This window comes from Oceanicella sp. (genome assembly GCF_056449545.1).
On sequence record NZ_JBWOMN010000097.1, the window covers coordinates 1 to 18,427 of the forward strand.

18 protein-coding genes and 2 tRNA genes are annotated in these 18,427 nt (G+C 66.7%); 11 read left to right on the forward strand and 9 right to left on the reverse strand.

Annotated features, from left to right (window positions below):
* Positions 1–81 precede the first annotated feature (81 nt).
* Positions 82–158 (reverse strand) — tRNA-Pro (locus AC1HC7_RS13330).
* Between the two features lie 189 nt (positions 159–347).
* On the opposite strand from AC1HC7_RS13330, the gene AC1HC7_RS13335 reads away from it, so the two are divergent.
* Positions 348–422 (forward strand) — tRNA-Gln (locus AC1HC7_RS13335).
* Positions 423–438: 16 nt separating this feature from the next.
* Here the strand turns inward: AC1HC7_RS13335 and AC1HC7_RS13340 are convergent.
* Complete coding sequence (locus tag AC1HC7_RS13340) at positions 439–1,440, reverse strand: ABC transporter ATP-binding protein (RefSeq protein ID WP_479499100.1); 1,002 nt, start codon at positions 1,438–1,440, stop codon at positions 439–441.
* Positions 1,433–2,461, reverse strand: a complete 1,029-nt coding sequence (locus tag AC1HC7_RS13345) for an ABC transporter ATP-binding protein (protein WP_479499101.1) — start codon at positions 2,459–2,461, stop codon at positions 1,433–1,435. Before AC1HC7_RS13345 ends, AC1HC7_RS13340 begins: the two co-directional genes overlap by 8 nt.
* 272 nt (positions 2,462–2,733) lie before the next feature.
* Here AC1HC7_RS13345 and AC1HC7_RS13350 point away from each other — a divergent pair, with 272 nt between their 5' ends.
* The 10 genes from AC1HC7_RS13350 (at position 2,734) to glnT (ending at position 13,160) form a co-directional block, all read left to right on the forward strand.
* The gene (locus AC1HC7_RS13350; protein ID WP_479499102.1) at positions 2,734–4,242 is read left to right on the forward strand and encodes an ABC transporter substrate-binding protein; all 1,509 of its coding nucleotides are present in this window, start codon (positions 2,734–2,736) and stop codon (positions 4,240–4,242) included.
* Positions 4,243–4,301: 59 nt separating this feature from the next.
* Positions 4,302–5,243 carry an ABC transporter permease gene (locus AC1HC7_RS13355; RefSeq protein WP_479499103.1) on the forward strand — a complete coding sequence of 314 codons (942 nt, stop codon included), beginning with the start codon at positions 4,302–4,304 and terminating at the stop codon, positions 5,241–5,243.
* Positions 5,243–6,067 (forward strand): ABC transporter permease, encoded by an 825-nt coding sequence (locus AC1HC7_RS13360; protein ID WP_479499104.1) that lies wholly within the window; start codon positions 5,243–5,245, stop codon positions 6,065–6,067. Before AC1HC7_RS13355 ends, AC1HC7_RS13360 begins: the two co-directional genes overlap by 1 nt.
* A 319-nt stretch (positions 6,068–6,386) precedes the next feature.
* Positions 6,387–7,751, forward strand: coding sequence for an ammonium transporter (locus AC1HC7_RS13365; protein WP_479499105.1), 1,365 nt, complete (start codon positions 6,387–6,389; stop codon positions 7,749–7,751).
* A gap of 21 nt (positions 7,752–7,772) precedes the next feature.
* On the forward strand, positions 7,773–7,991 hold the full coding sequence (locus tag AC1HC7_RS13370) for a hypothetical protein (protein WP_479499106.1): 219 nt from the start codon (positions 7,773–7,775) through the stop codon (positions 7,989–7,991).
* 123 nt (positions 7,992–8,114) lie between these two features.
* Complete coding sequence (locus AC1HC7_RS13375) at positions 8,115–8,768, forward strand: helix-turn-helix domain-containing protein (RefSeq protein WP_479499107.1); 654 nt, start codon at positions 8,115–8,117, stop codon at positions 8,766–8,768.
* A 104-nt stretch (positions 8,769–8,872) separates the two neighbouring features.
* A complete protein-coding gene (locus tag AC1HC7_RS13380; protein ID WP_479499108.1) occupies positions 8,873–9,775 on the forward strand; it encodes a class II glutamine amidotransferase in 903 nt (300 codons plus the stop codon).
* A gap of 2 nt (positions 9,776–9,777) precedes the next feature.
* Complete coding sequence (locus AC1HC7_RS13385) at positions 9,778–10,461, forward strand: protein GlxC (RefSeq protein ID WP_479499109.1); 684 nt, start codon at positions 9,778–9,780, stop codon at positions 10,459–10,461.
* Positions 10,462–10,472: 11 nt separating this feature from the next.
* Positions 10,473–11,801: an FMN-binding glutamate synthase family protein gene (locus AC1HC7_RS13390; RefSeq protein ID WP_479499110.1), complete on the forward strand. Its 1,329-nt coding sequence runs from the start codon at positions 10,473–10,475 to the stop codon at positions 11,799–11,801.
* Positions 11,802–11,852: 51 nt separating this feature from the next.
* A complete protein-coding gene (gene glnT, locus AC1HC7_RS13395) occupies positions 11,853–13,160 on the forward strand; it encodes a type III glutamate--ammonia ligase (RefSeq protein WP_479499111.1) in 1,308 nt (435 codons plus the stop codon).
* A gap of 3 nt (positions 13,161–13,163) precedes the next feature.
* Here the strand turns inward: glnT and AC1HC7_RS13400 are convergent, their stop codons facing one another.
* Genes AC1HC7_RS13400 through AC1HC7_RS13425 form a run of 6 tightly spaced genes read right to left on the reverse strand, consistent with a single transcriptional unit; the run spans position 13,164 to position 18,143 of the window.
* Positions 13,164–13,757, reverse strand: a complete 594-nt coding sequence (locus AC1HC7_RS13400) for a hypothetical protein (protein WP_479499112.1) — start codon at positions 13,755–13,757, stop codon at positions 13,164–13,166.
* Positions 13,754–14,602 carry a nitrilase-related carbon-nitrogen hydrolase gene (locus tag AC1HC7_RS13405; protein ID WP_479499113.1) on the reverse strand — a complete coding sequence of 283 codons (849 nt, stop codon included), beginning with the start codon at positions 14,600–14,602 and terminating at the stop codon, positions 13,754–13,756. Before AC1HC7_RS13405 ends, AC1HC7_RS13400 begins: the two co-directional genes overlap by 4 nt.
* A gap of 2 nt (positions 14,603–14,604) precedes the next feature.
* Complete coding sequence (locus tag AC1HC7_RS13410) at positions 14,605–15,018, reverse strand: hypothetical protein (protein WP_479499114.1); 414 nt, start codon at positions 15,016–15,018, stop codon at positions 14,605–14,607.
* Between the two features lie 10 nt (positions 15,019–15,028).
* Positions 15,029–16,393 carry an FMN-binding glutamate synthase family protein gene (locus AC1HC7_RS13415; RefSeq protein WP_479499115.1) on the reverse strand — a complete coding sequence of 455 codons (1,365 nt, stop codon included), beginning with the start codon at positions 16,391–16,393 and terminating at the stop codon, positions 15,029–15,031.
* Between the two features lie 23 nt (positions 16,394–16,416).
* Positions 16,417–17,286 (reverse strand): GltB/FmdC/FwdC-like GXGXG domain-containing protein, encoded by an 870-nt coding sequence (locus tag AC1HC7_RS13420; protein WP_479499116.1) that lies wholly within the window; start codon positions 17,284–17,286, stop codon positions 16,417–16,419.
* Positions 17,274–18,143, reverse strand: a complete 870-nt coding sequence (locus AC1HC7_RS13425; RefSeq protein ID WP_479499117.1) for a class II glutamine amidotransferase domain-containing protein — start codon at positions 18,141–18,143, stop codon at positions 17,274–17,276. Before AC1HC7_RS13425 ends, AC1HC7_RS13420 begins: the two co-directional genes overlap by 13 nt.
* Between the last annotated feature and the right edge of the window lie 284 nt (positions 18,144–18,427).

Below are 18,427 nucleotides of genomic sequence, written 5' to 3' on the forward strand. Positions count from 1 at the left end.
CCTTGGGCCGCCGACATCAGCCATATCCGGACGGCGCAGGGCAGGCTGCGCCCGCCCGATCGCCTGAACCACTGAAAGATTTGGTCGGAGTGAGAGGATTCGAACCTCCGGCCCCTGCCTCCCGAAGGCAGTGCTCTACCAGGCTGAGCTACACTCCGAACCAGCGGCGCGGGCGGCGAATTCGGGCGCCCGCGCACGGGGTGGCTATAGCGAGGCGCCAAACCCGGCGCAAGCGCAAAATCGCCTGCGGTCGCGGCGGTCCGGAACCGACCCCGGATCGCGCCGGCAAGCGGGTCTGCGAATGCGCTTGCAGCAACCGGACTGGCTGCCTATGTTCCCGGCGCGTTTGGGGCGTCGCCAAGTGGTAAGGCAACGGTTTTTGGTATCGTCATTCGCAGGTTCGAATCCTGCCGCCCCAGCCAGCCCCTTTCGGCAAAGCTATGGCGGGTCCGCGCGCAGGTGGCAGGCCACCTGCTGATCCGCGCCTGCCGCGCCAGCCGGCCCGACCGCGCGCAGAACGGGGGCTTCGCGGCGGCAGATGTCCTCGGCCAGCGGGCAGCGGGGATGAAAATGGCAGCCGCGGGGCGGGTTGATCGGGCTCGGCACGTCGCCGCCAAGGATCTCGCGCTTGCGCTTCAGGCCCGGGCGCGGGGCGGGGACGGCGGCGAGCAGCGCCTCGGTGTAGGGGTGGCGCGGGGTCGCGAACAGGGTGCGCTTGTCGGCGATCTCCACGATCCGGCCCAGATACATCACCGCGATGCGATGCGCGATGTGCTCGACCACCGCGAGGTCGTGGGAAATGAACAGATACGCCAGGTTGGAGCCCCGCTGCAGGTCGCGCAGCAGGTTGAGCACCTGCGCCTGCACCGACACGTCGAGCGCCGAGACCGGTTCGTCGGCGACGATCAGCGACGGCTCCAGCGCCAGCGCGCGGGCCACCCCGAGCCGCTGGCGCTGCCCGCCCGACAGTTGATGCGGGTAGCGCGACATCTGGTCGGCGCGCAGCCCGACGCGTTCGAACATCTCGGCCACCTTGCGGATCTTGTCGCGGCCAAAGGCGATGCGGTGGATCTCCAGCGGCTCGGCGACGATGCGCCCGCAGGTCATGCGCGGATTGAGCGACGAGAACGGGTCCTGAAACACCATCTGCACATGGCGCCGCCCGGCGCGCAGATCGGCGTCGCTGGCGGCGGTGATGTCGCGCCCGTGCAGCGCGATGCGCCCCGCGTCGGGGTTCAGCAGGCGCATCACGGTCTTGCCGAGCGTGGTCTTGCCGCAGCCGCTTTCGCCGACCACGCCCAGGGTCTCGCCGGCATGGATGGCGAAGGACACCCCGGCGACCGCGTTCACCCAGCCGCCGCCGCGCCCCAGCAGCCCGCCGCGCAGGCGAAAGCGCTTGACCAGGTCCGAGACCTCGAGCACCGGGGTCGCGCTATCCATGATCGGCGCGCGCTGAAGGGGCGCCTTCGGGCGGGGGCTTGTCGGGCGGCGGCGCCCAGCAGGCGGCGGCGTGATCGGGCCCCCTTGTTTCGAGCGCCGGGGCCTCGCGCTCGCAGCGCGGGCGCGCCAGCGGACAGCGCGGGGCGAAGGCGCAGCCGGCGATGGGCTCGCGCATCGAGGGCACGACGCCGGGGATTTCCTGAAGCCGCTGCTCCTCCGCCCCCGGCTGAAGCGACGAGAACAGCCGCGGCGCGGACTGGAGCAGCCCGCGCGTGTAGGGATGCTGCGGGCGGGCGAACAGGTCCTCGACCGCGGCGCGCTCGACCACCTGTCCCGCATACATCACCACGACCCGCTGCGCCATTTCCGCCACCACGCCGAGGTCATGGGTGATGAGGATGATCGAGGCCCCGATGCGCGCCTTCAGTTCGTCCATCAGGTTCAAGATCTGCGCCTGCACGGTGACGTCGAGCGCGGTGGTCGGTTCGTCGGCGATCAGCAGCTGCGGGTTGCAGGCCATGGCCATGGCGATCATCACCCGCTGGCGCAGACCGCCGGACAATTCGAACGGATACTGGCGCGCGCGCTTGGCGGGGTCGGGCACGCGCACCAGTTCCAGCGCGGCGATCGCGGCGTCGAGCGCGGCGCCGCGCGACAGGCCCTGATGGACCTCCATGGCCTCGGCGATCTGGCGGCCCACGGTCATCACCGGGTCCAGCGAGGTCATGGGCTCCTGAAAGATCATGGCGATGTCGTTGCCGCGCACCTTGCGCATCTCGGCTTCGGACAGGGTCAGCAGATCGCGCCCGCCGAACCGGATTCGCCCGCTGACGACGCGGGCGTGGGGGGCGGGCAGCAGGCGCAGGATGGACAGCGCGGTGACGCTTTTGCCGCTGCCCGATTCGCCGACCACGGCGAGGGTTTCGCCGCGGCGCACCTCCAGCGACACGCCGTTGACGGCCCGCACCACGCCCGCGGCGGCGCGAAATTCCACGCGCAGATCCTCGACTCGGATCACCATGCCGCCGGCGGCCCCGCCCGGGCCCGCGCCCGCGTCGCCGGCTGGCGCGGGCGTCGAAACATTCAAGTCATTCATGCGCTGACCGTATCCGCAGCCCCGCGCAAAGGCAAACGCCCGAGCGCGTGAAGCAAAGCGGCCATCTGGCTGGAATCGCCGACAATCAAGGCTGATTTTGACATTCATCCACCTTGGTATACGCTTTCCGAATTCGCAGGCAGGAAGGGTGAGGGACTATGAAACGCAGAGATTTTCTAGTGACTTCAGGCGCTCTCATGGGCGGGACCGCGCTGGGCGCCGGGTTGCGCCCGTTCGCGGCGCAGGCGGCGGAAACCCCGGTGCGCGGCGGCACGCTGATCTGGGGCCATTCCGAGACCACGCAGAATCTTGACATGCACCAGACCGGCACGGCCTCGACCGCGCGGGTGCTGGAGAACGTCCATGACGCCATCGTCACCGTGGATCCTGAATTCAACGTCATCCCCAGCCTTGCGGAGAGCTTCGAGAAATCCGATGACGGGCTGACCTACACCTTCAGGCTGCGCAAGGGCGTGAAATTCCATGACGGGTCGGAGCTGACCTCGGCGGATGTGAAATATTCCTTCGAGCGGGTGAAGAACCCCGAGACCGGCGCGGTCAATTTCGAGGTGTTCAACGACGTGGCCGCCATCGAGACCCCCGACGACCTGACGGTCATCGTGCGCATGTCGCAGGTGAACGCGCCGTTTCTGAGCCGGCTGGCGGAAAACGGCGCCGGGGTGATCATGCCCGAGGGATCGGGCGACGTGCAAGGCACGGCCCCCGTGGGCTGCGGCCCGTTCAAGTTCGTGCGCCGGGAATTCGGCAACGAGGTGGAACTGGCGCGCTTTGACGATTACTGGCAGGGGGCGCCCTATCTCGACGGCGTGTTGAGCCGCGAGGTGACCGAGCCCACGGTGCGCCTGACCGGGGTGCGCACCGGCGAGATGCACCTGATCAACGACATCCCGCTGGACCGGGTGGAGGCGCTGAAGAAGGACCCGGATCTTCAGGTCAGCACCTGGTTCCCGCTGTCATGGGCGTTCCTGAACATGAATCACGACCGGGCGCCCTTTGACGATCCCAGGGTGCGCGAGGCGCTCGACTACATGATCGACAAGGCGGCGCTGGTGCAGGGGGCGCTGTGGGGGCAGGGCGAGGTCACGGCCTCGCCGAGCTTCCCGTCCTCGGCCTCCTACAACGCCGATCTGACCGCGCGGCCGCAGGATTTCGACAAGGCCAGGGCGCTGCTGGCCGAGGCCGGGTTCGCGCCGGGGCAGCTGGAATTCGTGTTCAAGGTGACCACCAACTATCCGTGGCACGTGCAGGCGGCGCAGATCCTGGTGGAATGGTTCCGCATGGGCGGGGTCAAGGCCACGGTGCAGCAGCTGACCTGGTCGGACTGGCTGAGCCAGATCTGGGTCGATCGCGACTACGCGGTCACGATGATGAACTTCTTCACCCTGTGGGAGCCGGATTTCCTGTATTATTCGCTGTGGAATTCCGAGGGCGCGTTCAACTACCGCCAGATCAAGGATTCCGAACTCGACCGCATGACCACCGCGGCGCGGCGCGAGGCCGACCCCGCCGCCCGGGCGCGGATCTACAAGGACATCCAGAAACGCATCCAGGACGAAACCCATGACGTGATCCTGTGGTTCCGCAACGGCACCGTGGCGGCGCGCCGGACTGTCGGCGGGCTGGACACGCTGGTGCACCCCAACGGATCGAACCTGCTGTTCCGCCAGATCTGGCTGAAATCCTGATTTCTTCGCCGGGCGGCGCCTTCGCGCCGCCCGGCGCATGACCCGCCCGGAACCCCCTCATGACCTATATCGCCCGACGGCTGTCGATCTTCGCGTTGACGCTGCTGCTGATCTCCATGGTGACCTTCGCCATAACGCAGGTGCTGCCCGGCGACGTGGCGATGATGATCATGGGCACCCAGAGCAACCCCGAGGCGCTGGAGGGGCTGCGGGACTCGCTGGGGCTGAACGATTCGCTGCCGACCCAGTACTGGCGCTGGATCGGCGGCATGCTCAGCGGCGACTGGGGGGTGAGCCTGCGCTTCAAGGAACCCATCGCGCCGCTGTTGGCGCAAAAGGCGCTGGCCAGCGCCATGATCGTGGCCATGTCGCTGATCATCGCGCTGGTCTTCGCGGTGCCGTTGGGGGTGTGGAGCGCGGTCAATCGCGACCGCTGGCAGGACACGACCGGGTCGGGGCTGGCGCTGGCCGGGATCAGTCTGCCGGATTTCTTCTGGGGCATCGTGCTGATCCTGGTGTTTTCGCGCTGGCTGGGCTGGCTGCCCTCGTCGGGCTACGCCTCGCCCACCGAGGATTTCTGGCTGGCGCTGCGCCACGCGCTGCTGCCGGCGATCGCGCTGGGGCTGGGGCTGATGGCGCATCTGACCCGCATGACCCGCTCGGCCATGCTGGAGGTGCTGAGCCAGGATTTCATCCGGGTCTGCCGCGCCAAGGGGCTGAGCCAGGGCGCGGTGCTGTTTCGCCACGCGCTGCGCAACGCCGTTTCGCCGGTGGTGACGGTGGTGGGGCTGCAGCTGGGCTACCTGTTCGGATCGATCATCGTCATCGAGACCCTGTTCAATTTCACCGGCATGGGCTGGCTGACCTATCAGGCGCTGCTCAACCGCGACGTGCCGCTGATCCAGGCCACGATCTTCGTGATCGCCGCGGTGGTGATGCTGACCAACATCGTCGTCGATCTGCTCTACACGCTGATCGATCCGCGCGTGAGGATGGAGTGATGCGCGCCCTGCTCACGACCAAGGGGCTGATCGGCCTGACGCTGGTGACGCTGTTTGCGGTGATGGCGATCGTCGCCCCGCTGGCGATCCCCGAGGCGCTGACCACCAAGATGAACCTGGCGGCGCGGCTGCAGCCGCCCTCGGCCGAACACCTGTTCGGCACCGATCAGCTGGGGCGCGAACTGATCTGGCGGGTGCTGCTGGGGGCGCACACCTCGCTGGTGATCGCGGTCTCGGCGGTGGCGCTGAGCATCGCCATCGGCCTGCCCGCGGGCATGCTGGCGGGGTTCTGCGGCGGCTGGGCCGACATGGCGCTGATGCGGCTGGTGGACACGCTGCTGAGCTTTCCGGTCTTGCTGCTGGCGCTGACCATCTCGGCGATCCTCGGGCCCAACCTGATCAACGCCATCCTCGCCATCGGCATCGCGTTTTCGCCCTATCTGGCGCGCATCGTGCGCGGCGAGACCCTGCGCGTCGCGGCGTTGCCCTTCGTCGAGGCGGCGCGATCGCAGGGGGCCTCGAACTGGCGCGTCATCCGCCTGCACCTGCTGCCCAACATCATGGCGCCGGTGATCGTGCAGGCGACCATCTCGGTGGCCTTCGCGATCCTCACCGAGGCGGCGCTGTCGTTTCTGGGGCTCGGCGCCCAGCCGCCGACGCCGTCCTGGGGGCTGATGATCCAGGCCTCGCGCGATTATCTCGACGTGGCGGCCTGGACCGCGCTGGCGCCGGGGATCGCGGTGGCGCTGACGGTGCTGGGGCTCAACATGCTCGGCGACGTGCTGCGCGACATGCTCGACCCGACCGTCGTCACCCAGCGCTGAGCGCCGCGGTCGATGAACGCGACGCGGCGGGCGATATTTACTGAGGTGAATTTTAATTGCATTTAGTTTAATTCCGGCCCATGCTGTTTCCTGCGCCAAGCGATTGAGCCGAAACGCCGTCGCGCCGCGCATAGGGGACGGGTCTGGCGGAACAAAAAGCATATCCCTGCCAGTCCTATGGAAAGCCGTCTCGCGGGGTCGAGCCGCGGGCGCTTTCGACAGAGATGGGTAGGGGCTCGGAGAGGTCGCCGGATGCCGGGAACGTTTCGGCAATTGACCTGAAAAATCGCGACCGCTCCGCCAACAAGGAGGAAACTGAATGGACAACAACCTGGATGCGCTAACCACGTTGTTCACCGAATTCTACTATTGGGTGACCGTGGTGTTCATGTTCCTGATTCACGTGGGCTTCTGCGTCTACGAGGTCGCGGCCAGCCGCAGACGGAACCACATGCACACGCTCATGAAAAACATCATGGTGATCCCGCTGGTCACCGTCACGTTCTTCTTCTTCGGATGGTGGATCTACTTCGCCTTCCCCAACGGCCCCTACATCTTCGAGGGCAAGGGGATTGATTTCGCCGCCGCCACCGGCGCGCGGCCATGGGATCCGGCCATGGGGCCGAACCTGTCCGACCACATCAACGGCGTGTTCTGGGCGGCGTTCCTGCTGTTTTCCTGGACCGCGGCGTCGATCGTGTCGGGCGCGGTGATGGAGCGCATCCGCTCCGGCGCGTTCTGGATCCTGGCGGTGATGATCGGGTCGGTGGCCTGGATCATCGACGCGGCCTGGGGCTGGCACTGGGACGGCTGGATGGTCAAGTATCTGGGCTATCACGACGCCTACGCCTCCGGGGTGATCCACGGCATCGCCGGCGGCTTCGCGCTCGGGGTGCTGGTCGTGCTCGGGCCGCGGCTGGGCAAGTTCCGCGCCGACGGCACGCCGCGCGACATCCCGCCGCACAATCCGTGGCTGGTGACGCTGGGCCTGTTCCTGATCTACACCGGGTTCTGGGGCTTTTACGCGGCCTGCAACATCCCGATCATCTCGCCCGAGGGCATCGGCGGCGAAATCACCGGCATCACCTGGACCGCCACCAACATCTATCTGGCGCCCACCACCCTGTCGGGGATCACCTTCAACTTCCTGATGTCGCTGTCCGGCGGCCTGATGGCGGCCTATGTGGTGTCCAAGGGCGACGCGTTCTGGACGTTTTCGGGCGGCCTGGCGGGGATCATCACCGCATCGGCGGGCAATGATCTGTATCACCCGGTGCAGTCCATGCTCATCGGCGGCGTCGGCGCATGGGCGGCCTACAAGCTGCATTACTGGGTCGAGCGCAAGTTCAAGATCGACGATGCGGTGGGCGCGGTCGCGGTGCATGGCTATGCCGGGGTGATCGGGCTGCTGATCGCCGGGTTCATGCTCTGGGGCCAGCCGTCCTCGCCCTATGCGGGCTACGCGACGATCAACCCGCTGGGCATGCTCGCCGGCGCGGTGATCATGTTCGGCGTGCTGGGCTTCCTGCCCGGCTTCGTTCTCGCCAAGATCCTTCAGGGGTTCGGCATGCTGCGCATCCCGCGCAAGGTGGAGCTCGAAGGGCTCGATTTCGAATCAGCCGAGGCGCATCAGGCCGCGATCGACGACGTGGTCGCCGCCGAGAAGGCGCTGGTCGCAACCTGACGCAAACCAAGGAGAAACATCATGTCCACCAATGGAATGACCAGTTGGGCCGTTGATCTGAAGGACGTGGCGGTGATCTATCCCTTCGAGGGGACGGAATTCATGCTCTACGTCATCGGGCTTGCGTTCTGGATCGGCTGGCACATCCTGCAGTTGCGCGGCGAGGCCACGGAGGTCAGCCACGAAATGGACGCCGACCCGACCGGCGACAAGGCGCGGGCCATGATCGAGGGGTATTGACCCACCGGTCCGCATAGCTGAATAACCAGCGCCGGCCCGGGATCCCGTGCCGGCGCTGCGGTTTGGACGCACAGTTGACAGGGCCAGGCATTCCCCCCACGGATCATTGCAGCGAGGACGATCATGGCCGAGAAACGCGGAGAGAAGGGCCCCGATGGCAAGACGGTCCTGGCGCAGGATCCCCACGCCTCGGGGCGGGCCGGGGGCAATCTGCTTGAAGAATCCATCGGCCGCGAGGTGCGCTCGCTGCGCGAGCAGCTGGGCATGACCATTTCGCGCCTGGCCAAATCCGCCGAGATGTCGGGCGGCATGCTGTCCAAGATCGAGAACGGCTCCACCTCGCCGTCGCTGTCGTCGCTGCAGGCGCTGTCCCGGGCGCTGCACGTGCCGGTGACGGCGCTGTTCAAGGGGTTCGAGAAAAGCCGCGAGGCGACCTTCGTGAAGGCCGGCGACGGGCTGGAGATCGAACGACGCGGCACCCGCGCCGGGCATCAATACATGCTGCTGGGCCACGCGCCCCATGGCGAACTGACCGTGGAGCCGTATCTGATCACGCTGCAGGACAATTCGGACGTGTTCCCGATTTTCCAGCATGACGGGCTGGAGTTCATCTACATGCTCGAAGGCGAGGTGGTCTACCGTCATGGCGACAACACCTACGCCATGCGCCCGGGGGATTCGCTGTTCTTCGACGCCAACGCCCCGCACGGCCCCGAGAGCATGCCGGTGCTGCCGATCCGTTACCTGTCGATCATCAGCTATCCGCGGGATTCCTGAGTCAGCCTGTTTCCCATCATTAAATTATATTTACTCTTAGTTGACGGCCGCAAGGCGCCCTGCTAGTCTCGGATCAGATATTTGAGACAATGCGAGGAAGCGCCATGTGCGGGATCGTTGGCCTCTACCTTAAAAACCGGAGCCTGCAGGCGGAGCTTGGCGCCCTGTTCGCGCCCATGCTGATCGAGATGACCGATCGCGGGCCCGATTCCGCCGGTTTCGCCATATATCGCAACGAGGTCGGCGAAAACGAAACCAAGTTCACGCTGGCCGGCGACGATCCCGGCGCTGACTGGAAGGCGCTGGACGCGGACATGGAACGGGCGCTTGACTGCGACGTGCGCGTCGCGCCCATGGGCGATCACGCGGTGCTGGTCACCGACGCGCCCGTGGACCGGGCGACCGCCTGGCTGGCGGCGGCGCGGCCCGGGATCCGCATCGTGGGCTCGGGGCGTTCCATCGAGATCTTCAAGCAGACCGGGCTGCCCAGGGAGGTGGCCGAAAAGTTCGACCTCGCCGGCGCCCATGGCAGCCACGCCATCGGCCACACCCGCATGGCCACCGAAAGCGCGGTCACCACCGAGGGCTCGCACCCCTTCGCCACCGGGCTGGACCTGTGCCTGGTGCATAACGGATCCCTGTCCAACCACAACCGGCTGCGCCGTCGGCTGCAGCGCGAGGGCATCGCGTTCCAGACCGACAACGACACCGAGGTCGCTGCGGGCTACCTGACCTGGAAGCTGCGCCAGGGGGCCTCGCTGCACGAGGCGCTGCAGGCGGGGCTGGAGGAACTGGACGGGTTCTACACCTTCTGCGTCGGCACGGCGGACGGTTTCGCGGTGGTGCGCGACCCGATCGCCTGCAAGCACGCGGTGATGGCGGAAACCGACGACTGGGTGGCCATGGCCACCGAATACCGCGCCATCGCGCATCTGCCCGGCGCGGATTGCGCGCGCATCTGGGAACCCGAGCCCGACAAGATCTACACTTGGGGGAGCGTCGACTGATCATGACCGAACTTGATGTGAAAACCCTTGGCGTGCGCGGCGTGAACGCCGCCCTGCACGCCCTGCCCGAGGGCGCCAACGAACTCGACTGGACCATCGCCAACCCCCAGGGCCAGCACGCCATCGCCTGCGGTCTGGACGGGCCGCTGAAGGTCGCGATCAACGGCCATGTGGGCTTCTATTGCGGCGGCATGAACCAGCGGGCCGAGATCACAGTGCGCGGCCATGCCGGGGTCGGGGTCGCCGAAAACATGATGTCGGGCGCGATCCGGGTCACCGGCAACGCCTCGGACTCCGCCGGGGCCACGGCCCATGGCGGGCTGCTGGTGATCGAGGGCGACGCGTCCTCGCGCTGCGGGATCTCCATGAAGGGCGTTGACATCGTGGTCGGCGGATCGGTCGGGCACATGTCGGCCTTCATGGCGCAGTCGGGGCATATGGTGGTCTGCGGCGACGCCGGGGACGCGCTGGGCGATTCGATCTACGAGGCGATCCTGTTCGTGCGCGGCGAGGTGAAAAGCCTCGGCGCCGACTGCGTCGAGAAGGAGATGCGCCCCGAGCATCTGGTCAGGCTGACGGCGCTGCTGAAGGCGGCGGGCATGGAGGCCGATCCCGGCGCGTTCCGCCGCTACGGCTCGGCGCGAAAACTCTACAATTTCGACATCGACAACATCGACGCATATTGAGGGCGAGCCAGATGTCCGCACCAACCCCGCACACCACCCCGCGCAAATCCGCGACCTTCGACGACTACACCCTGTCCGAGATCCGCCGCGCGGCGGCGACAGGCATCTATGACATTCGCGGCGGCGGCTCCAAGCGTCGGCTGCCGCATTTCGACGACCTGCTGTTTCTGGGCGCCTCCATGTCGCGCTACCCGCTGGAGGGCTATCGCGAACGCTGCGGCACGAACGTTGTTCTGGGCACGCGTTTCGCGAAAAAACCCATCGAATTGCAGATCCCCATCACCATCGCCGGGATGAGCTTCGGATCCCTGTCGGCGCAGGCCAAGGAGGCGCTGGGGCGCGGGGCCTCGATCGCCGGCACCTCGACCACCACCGGCGACGGCGGCATGACCCCGGAGGAGCGCGGGCAGTCGAAAACGCTGGTCTACCAGTATCTGCCTTCGCGCTACGGCATGAACCCGGTCGATCTGCGCAAGGCCGACGCCATCGAGGTGGTGGTCGGGCAGGGCGCCAAGCCCGGCGGCGGCGGCATGCTGCTGGGGCAGAAGATCTCGGACCGGGTGGCGCATATGCGCGACCTGCCCAAGGGCATCGACCAGCGATCCGCCTGCCGGCATCCCGACTGGACCGGGCCCGACGACCTGGAAATAAAAATCACCGAATTGCGCGAAATCACCAATTGGGAAAAGCCGATCTACGTGAAGATCGGCGGCACCCGCCCCTATTACGACACCGCGTTGTCGATCAAGGCGGGGGCTGACGTGGTGGTGCTCGACGGCATGCAGGGCGGCACGGCGGCGACGCAGGAGGTGTTCATCGAACATGTGGGCCTGCCGACGCTGGCCTGCATCCGCCCCGCGGTGCAGGCGCTGCAGGACATGGACATGCACCGCAAGGTGCAGCTGATCGTCTCGGGCGGCATCCGCAACGGCGCCGATGTGGCCAAGGCGCTGGCGCTGGGCGCCGACGCGGTGTCGATCGGCACCGCCGCGATGGTGGCGCTGGGCGACAACGACCCGGCGCTGGAGGCGGAATACAACAAGCTCGGCGCCACCGCCGGCGCCTATGACGACTGGCACGAAGGGCTGGATCCGGCGGGGATCTCGACCCAGGACCCGGAGCTTGCCAGGCGGCTCGACCCGGTGCTGGGCGGGCGTCGGCTGGCCAATTACCTCAAGGTGATGACGCTGGAGGCCCAGACCGTGGCCCGCGCCTGCGGCAAGTCGCATGTGCATAATCTGGAGCCCGAGGACCTGGTGGCGCTGACCATCGAATCCGCCGCCATGGCGCGGGTGCCGCTGGCCGGGACCGACTGGATCCCGGGCCGGCGGATCGACTAGGGCCTCTGGCCTGAAACCAGGAAAACGGCGAATACGGGAGGACCATCGGCAATGGCGATCGATCTGGAAAAATACGCGGCCGACAACGGCGTCAAATTCTTTCTGATGAATTTCACCGATCTGTTCGGGGCGCAGCGATCAAAACTGGTGCCCGCGCAGGCCATCGCCGGGATGCAGAAATCCGGCGCCGGTTTCGCGGGCTTCGCGTCCTGGCTCGACATGACCCCGGCGCATCCCGACATGTTCGCGGTGCCCGATGCGGATGCGGTGATCCAGCTGCCCTGGAAGCCGGAGCTGGCCTGGGTGCCCGGCGATCTCTACATCGAGGGCGCCAAGGTGGCGCAGGCCCCGCGCAACGTGCTGCAGGCGGTGATCGCCCGGGCCGCGGACAAGGGCTTGCGCCTGAAGGCCGGGGTCGAACCCGAATTCCACCTGATCAACGCCGACGGCACCGACATCTCCGACGATCGCGATACCCAGACAAAACCCTGCTACGATCAGGCGGCGCTGATGCGGCGCTACGACGTGATATCGGAAATCTGCACCCATATGCTGACGCTGGGCTGGGGCCCGTATCAGAACGATCACGAGGACGCCAACGGCCAGTTCGAGATCAACTGGAATTTCTACGACAGCCTGAAGACCGCCGACCAGATGTGCTTCTTCCGCTTCATGGTGAAGTCGGTCGCGGAAAACCACGGGCTGCGCGCCACCTTCATGCCCAAGCCCTTCGGGCATCTCACCGGCAATGGCTGCCATGTCCACGCCTCGCTGTGGACGCTGGACGAAAACACCTGCCTCACCCACGACCCCGACGATGATCTGGGGATTTCGGCGATGGGCTATCATTTCATGGGCGGGGTGCTGGCCCATGCCGGGGCGCTGGCCGCGATCACCAATCCGACGGTGAATTCCTACAAGCGCATCAACGCGCCGACCACGGTTTCGGGCGCCACCTGGGCCCCCAATTCGATCACTTTCGGCGGCAACAACCGCACCCACATGATCCGCGTGCCCGATGCGGGGCGGTTCGAGTTCCGCCAGGCCGACGGCGCCGCCAACCCGTATCTGCTGATGGCCGGGCTTCTTGCCGCCGGGCTCGACGGGATCGACAATGAAACCAGCCCGGGCAAGCGGCTTGACATCGACATGTACGCCGAGGGTCACAAGGTGCGGGGCGCCAGGAAGCTGCCGCTCTACCTGCTCGACGCGATCCGGGCCTTTGCCAGGGACAAGACCCTGCGCGCGGCGCTGGGGAGCGAATTCGCCGACGCCTACATCAAGCTCAAGACCAGTGAATGGGACGAGTATTCGCGCCACCTCACCCAGTGGGAGCGCGACCGCACGCTGGACTGCTAGGGCTCAGCCGAGGGGCGGATCGGCGCGCGATTCGTCCCAGTCCGGCTCGAACCCCAGCACCACGGTGTCGCGCGGCAGGGCCGGGTTGAACAGCCGGTTATGGGCCATGGTGGCCTGGTGCAGCGGGTTGCGTTCGGCCAGCCGCCAGACCTTGCAATGCAGATCGAAACGCTGGGCGTAGGCGTCAAAGGCCAGCGTGCAGGTTTGCGCCGCGCGGATCTTCGCCGCGCCCGGCGAGCCCGGCGGGAAGGTCGCCGTGAGGATGTCGGAAAATTCCCGGTGCTTCTGGTAATGGGTGGCGGCGAAGAAGTTCAGCGCCTGGCTGCGCCAATGCGCCGGGTCGTTGGTCTTGCGCGCCAGATGCAGCAGCTCCGGGGTCACTGAAAACTGCGGCGACTTGCTCATCACCGTGATGATGCGGCCCATGGGGGCGCTGTCGCCGGGCAGCAGCACCTGGGGCATGACCGCGTCGTCGGGGCGGCCCTGATGGTCGCGCATCATCATCTGGCGCACCCGGCACTGCCATTTCAGGAAGGCCGATTTCAGCGGATGCCCGGCCGGGCTGGCGCCGAGGACTGCGGACAGGGAGCTGCTCATGCGCGGCCTCCGTTGCTGTTGCGCGGCCCCGCGTAATGGCGGTCATGGCGCAGGCTGGGAATGCGGGCCCGGGTGGCCGTCGCCAGGTCCAGATCGATTTCGGCATGGACCACGCCGGGCAGGGCGCCGCCATCGGCGATGACTTTGCCCCAAGGGTCGATCACCAGCGAATGGCCGTAGCTTTCGCCGCCCCCCGGAATGGCGCCGATGGCGCAGGGCGCGATCACGAAGGCGCCGTTCTCGATGGCGCGGGCGCGGTTGAGCACATGCCAATGCGCCGCGCCGGTGCGCTTGGTGAAGGCGGCGGGAATGGCGAGGATCTCGGCCCCCGCCTGGGCGAGATCGCGATAAAGCCCGGGAAAACGCAGATCGTAGCAGATCGTGTGGCCGATGCGCCCGAAGGGCGCGTCGACGATCGCCGCGCAGGCGCCGGGCGCCACATGGGCGCTTTCGCGATAGGTCTCGTCGGGGGAAATCTGCACGTCGAACAGGTGAATCTTGTCATAGCGGCTGGCGACGGCGCCGGCGGCGTCGATGACGTAGCCGCGATTGAGGATCCGGCCGTCATCGCGGGCGATGGCGATGGAGCCGAGCATGACCCACACGCCCCTGTCGCGGGCGAAATCGCGAAACGCCGCGAGCACGGGATGCGCGGCCTCGGGCGCGGCGGGGGGCGCCAACGCCGCCCCTTCGCTTTTCAGCCCGCCGCAGTATTCGGGCAGCAGCAGGAAACGCGCGCCCGCCGCCACGGCGGCCTCGGCCATGGGCGCGGCCTCCTCCAGCGCCGCGGCGAAGTCGGCCGCCGGGCGGGTCTGGAGGCAGGCGAGGCGAAGCGGGCGCGCCATGCTCAGAACTTCATGTAGGCTTTTCTGAGCGACACCAGCGGGTGGCGGTCCGACATCTGGAATTTCAGCAGCAATTCGCGCGCGATCATGTCGCGATCCTGCTGGTTGTCGGGCAGCTCGAAGCTGTCGGGGATGCGCACCCAGCCGTTGATGTTGCGATCGAACACCGCCGGCATGCCTTCCTCGTAGCCCATATGCACGTCTTCGAGCCAGTTGAGGTCGTCCCAGCCCATCACCTCCATGTACTTGGCGAGGAACGGCGTGATCCGGTCGTAGTCGGGAACAAGATTCACGTCGTAGCGATAGCCGATATGCTGGCCGATCTCCTTTTCGCGCTCGGTCTCCAGCCCGGCGGCGTCGTTCAGAAACTGATCCACGTCGTGGATCTCGGATCCCCTGTATTGCGTTCCAGCCATGTCGCTCTCCTTACAGGTGATGATAGTCTTTGACGCCAACCGTGTGGTTGGTGCCGGCAAGCGGCACCCCGGCCATGGCCGAGGCCTCCATGGTCAGCGCCGCGAGATCCTCGGGCTCCAGCGAATGCACATGGGTCTTGCCGCAGGCGCGGGCGAAGAGCTGCGCCTCGATGGTCAGCGTGTGCAGGAAATTATAGACCCGCTCGGCGGCCTCGTCGGGGTCGAGTCTCGCGCGCAGCACCGGGTCCTGAGTCGCCACGCCCACCGGGCAGCGGCCGGTGTGGCAGTGGTAGCAATAGCCGGGATCGGCGCCGACCTCCTCGGGGTAGTTGGCCTCGGGGATGTCCTTGTTGCAGTTCAGCGCCATCATCGCCGAATGGCCGATGGCGATGGCGTCGGCCCCGAGCGCGATGGCCTTGGCCACGTCGGCGCCGTTGCGGATGCCGCCGGCGTAGACGAGGCTGATCTCGCCGCGCTTGCCCAGATCGTCGATGGCCTTGCGCGCCTGGCGGATGCCGGCCATGCCGGGCACGCCGGTTTCCTCGGTCGCCAGATGCGGGCCGGCGCCCGTCGAGCCCTCCATGCCGTCGATATAGATGCTGTCGGGGTCGCATTTCACCGCCATGCGCACATCGTCATAGACCCGCGCCGCGCCGAGCTTCAGCTGGATCGGGATCTGGCCGTCGGTGACCTCGCGGATCTCCTGGATCTTCAGCGCCAGATCGTCGGGGCCGAGCCAGTCGGGATGGCGCGCCGGGGACCGCTGGTCGATGCCGGCGGGCAGCGAGCGCATCTCGGCCACCTGATCGGTGACCTTCTGACCCATCAGATGCCCGCCGAGCCCGACCTTGCAGCCCTGGCCGATGAAGAATTCGACGCCGTCGGCCAGCACCAGATGGTTGGGGTTGAAGCCGTAGCGCGACTGGATGCACTGGTAGAACCATTTCGAACTGAAGCGGCGTTCGTCGGGGATCATGCCGCCCTCGCCCGAACAGGTGGCGGTGCCGGCCATGGTGGCGCCGCGCGCCAGCGCGGTCTTGGCCTCGTAGGACAGGGCGCCGAAGCTCATCCCGGTGATGTAGATCGGGATGTCGAGCACCAGCGGGCGTTTGGCGCGCGGGCCGATCACGGTGCGGGTTTCGCATTTCTCGCGGTAGCCCTCGATCACGAAGCGGGTGAGGGTGCCGGGCAGAAACGTCAGGTCATCCCAGTGCGGGATCTTCTTGAAAAGCGAGAATCCGCGCATGCGGTAGCGGCCAAGCTCGGATTTGATGTGGATGTCGTCCATCACCCGCGGCGGGAAGATGAAACTGTCGCCGATCCGGCTGGTGTCGCGATCCAACGGTTTCTTTCTGGGCATGTCGCCGTCAGCCATTGTTCAGGTCCTTTCCGGAGACGTCAAAGAATGAGCTTCTTTTCGTTGGGTTCGAGATTGTCGTAGTTCCAGAGCTGCTTGCCCGAGACGATCTTGGTGAAGTGATCCACGCCCCCGTCCGGCAGCATCCCGTAGAGCGACAGCTTGCGGGTCAGCCAGGCGCGGTCGAGATCGGTCAGCTCCGCCTCCACCGCGTCGACGCCGCAGGACTTGATGGCGCCGCCCACGTAGATCGTGCCGTCATACATGGAATCGCCGAGGTTCTTGCCCGCGTCGCCGCAGACCACCATGCGCCCGCGCTGCATCATGAAGCCCGACAGCGCGCCGGTGTCGCCGCCGACGATGATGGTGCCGCCCTTCATGTCGATGCCGGTGCGCGATCCGACGGATCCCCTGCACACCAGATCGCCGCCGCGGATCGCCGCGCCGAAGGTGGACCCGGCGTTCTTTTCGACGATCACCGTGCCCGACATCATGTTTTCGGCGCAGGACCAGCCGACGCGGCCGTTGATGCGCACGTTCGGCCCGTCGATCAGCCCGACCCCGAAATAGCCCGTGGAGCCCTCGATGATCAGGTTGAGCCGGCTGAGGATGCCCACCGCCAGCGAATGCTTGCCGCGCGGGTTCTTCAGCACGATGGTGCCGTAGCCCTCGGCCATCAGCTTGCGGATGGCGCTGTTGACCTCGGTCGAGCTCAGTTCGTCCGCATCCAGGTCCGTGCGCTTGTTGAAATCCACGTCCGGCGCCCACGGATAGGTGAAGCGTTCGCCCGCGTCGGGGTCGAACTCGATGTAGAGCGACTTGCCGGTGAGCTGTTCCGTGGTCATGCCGAGCGCCTGCGCGCGCTCGTCCTGGGTCATCTGCTTCAGGTCCGCATCGCTCACGCTTGCCATACCCGAACCTCCTCGTCGTAAGGGTCAGTGGTGTCGATTTCCTGGGGAAGGATCGCGCGGATGGCGACCTCTTCGGAGGCCATGGCGATCAGATCGTCGCTTTCGTAGAGCACCAGCGGCTTTGCGGCCATGGTGTCCTTGGCCATGCCGAGCTGGTCCCTGGTGGCCACCAGATAGGTGAACACGCCGTCGATCTCGTCGATCGAATTGCGCAGCGATTCTTCCAGCGACACGCCCTTGGACAGGTTGTGCGCGGTGTAGACCGCCAGCAATTCGCTGTCGCAATCGGACATGAACCGGTGGCCCTTGCGTTCCATTTCGCGGCGCATGATCCAGTAATTGGTGATCTGGCCGTTATGCACGACGCTGACGTCGTTATAGGGGAAGGCCCAGTAGGGATGCGCGGAACGGATGTCCACATCGGATTCCGTCGCCATGCGGGTGTGGCCGATGCCATGGGTGCCCTTGAAGTCGTTGAGACCGTAAAGCCCGGCCACGTCGGCGGCGTCGCCCAGGTCCTTGATCAGCTCCAGCCCGTTGCCCAGCGACAGGATCTCGACGCCCGAGGTTTCCTCGATATGCGCCGCCAGGTCGGCGGTGTCCGTGAGCCCGCCGAGCACATAGCGCAGCGAATACTCGGTCGCGGCCTCCTTGGACCTGACCAGCGCGTCATGCTCGTCGAGAATGGCGTCCACGGTCGCGATGCGATCGGCGATCAGCTGATGCACGCTGCGGCCGCGCGCCATGTCCTCGGCCTCGGCGACCTTCAGGCGCATGATGTAGTCGCCCGCCGTCGGCGCGCCATACACCGCGTAGCCGGTGGAATCCGGCCCCCGGTGCTTGAGGGCCTGCAACATGGCGGTCATTTCCGCGCCAACGTTGGAGCTCTTGCCCTTGTGAATCAATCCAGCGATTCCGCACATTTAGGATGCGCCTCCCGTGTTTCAGAGTGTCGTGATCCGAAAGTCGATGACGGTGCGCCGGCGGCCCGCGTGGATGCCGGGGCGGCGACGTCTGAGTGTCGATGTCAGCCGGCCGCCGCGGCGGGGGGGGGGGCGCGGCGCGGGGCCCGCCCCCCGCGGCGGGGGGGCGGGGGGGGGGGGGGGGGGGGGCGGGGTCTGGGTGTCGGGGGGGCGCGCGG

Bases quoted from the DNA above. Each gene is read 5' to 3' on its own strand.
- AC1HC7_RS13340 (WP_479499100.1), bottom strand. From the start codon at position 1,440: ATGGATAGCGCGACCCCGGTGCTCGAGGTCTCGGACCTGGTCAAGCGC.
- AC1HC7_RS13345 (WP_479499101.1), bottom strand. From the start codon at position 2,461: ATGGTGATCCGAGTCGAGGATCTGCGCGTGGAATTTCGCGCCGCCGCG.
- AC1HC7_RS13350 (WP_479499102.1), top strand. From the start codon at position 2,734: ATGGGCGGGACCGCGCTGGGCGCCGGGTTGCGCCCGTTCGCGGCGCAG.
- AC1HC7_RS13355 (WP_479499103.1), top strand. From the start codon at position 4,302: ATGACCTATATCGCCCGACGGCTGTCGATCTTCGCGTTGACGCTGCTG.
- AC1HC7_RS13360 (WP_479499104.1), top strand. From the start codon at position 5,243: ATGCGCGCCCTGCTCACGACCAAGGGGCTGATCGGCCTGACGCTGGTG.
- AC1HC7_RS13365 (WP_479499105.1), top strand. From the start codon at position 6,387: ATGGACAACAACCTGGATGCGCTAACCACGTTGTTCACCGAATTCTAC.
- AC1HC7_RS13370 (WP_479499106.1), top strand. From the start codon at position 7,773: ATGTCCACCAATGGAATGACCAGTTGGGCCGTTGATCTGAAGGACGTG.
- AC1HC7_RS13375 (WP_479499107.1), top strand. From the start codon at position 8,115: ATGGCCGAGAAACGCGGAGAGAAGGGCCCCGATGGCAAGACGGTCCTG.
- AC1HC7_RS13380 (WP_479499108.1), top strand. From the start codon at position 8,873: ATGTGCGGGATCGTTGGCCTCTACCTTAAAAACCGGAGCCTGCAGGCG.
- AC1HC7_RS13385 (WP_479499109.1), top strand. From the start codon at position 9,778: ATGACCGAACTTGATGTGAAAACCCTTGGCGTGCGCGGCGTGAACGCC.
- AC1HC7_RS13390 (WP_479499110.1), top strand. From the start codon at position 10,473: ATGTCCGCACCAACCCCGCACACCACCCCGCGCAAATCCGCGACCTTC.
- glnT (WP_479499111.1), top strand. From the start codon at position 11,853: ATGGCGATCGATCTGGAAAAATACGCGGCCGACAACGGCGTCAAATTC.
- AC1HC7_RS13400 (WP_479499112.1), bottom strand. From the start codon at position 13,757: ATGAGCAGCTCCCTGTCCGCAGTCCTCGGCGCCAGCCCGGCCGGGCAT.
- AC1HC7_RS13405 (WP_479499113.1), bottom strand. From the start codon at position 14,602: ATGGCGCGCCCGCTTCGCCTCGCCTGCCTCCAGACCCGCCCGGCGGCC.
- AC1HC7_RS13410 (WP_479499114.1), bottom strand. From the start codon at position 15,018: ATGGCTGGAACGCAATACAGGGGATCCGAGATCCACGACGTGGATCAG.
- AC1HC7_RS13415 (WP_479499115.1), bottom strand. From the start codon at position 16,393: ATGGCTGACGGCGACATGCCCAGAAAGAAACCGTTGGATCGCGACACC.
- AC1HC7_RS13420 (WP_479499116.1), bottom strand. From the start codon at position 17,286: ATGGCAAGCGTGAGCGATGCGGACCTGAAGCAGATGACCCAGGACGAG.
- AC1HC7_RS13425 (WP_479499117.1), bottom strand. From the start codon at position 18,143: ATGTTGCAGGCCCTCAAGCACCGGGGGCCGGATTCCACCGGCTACGCG.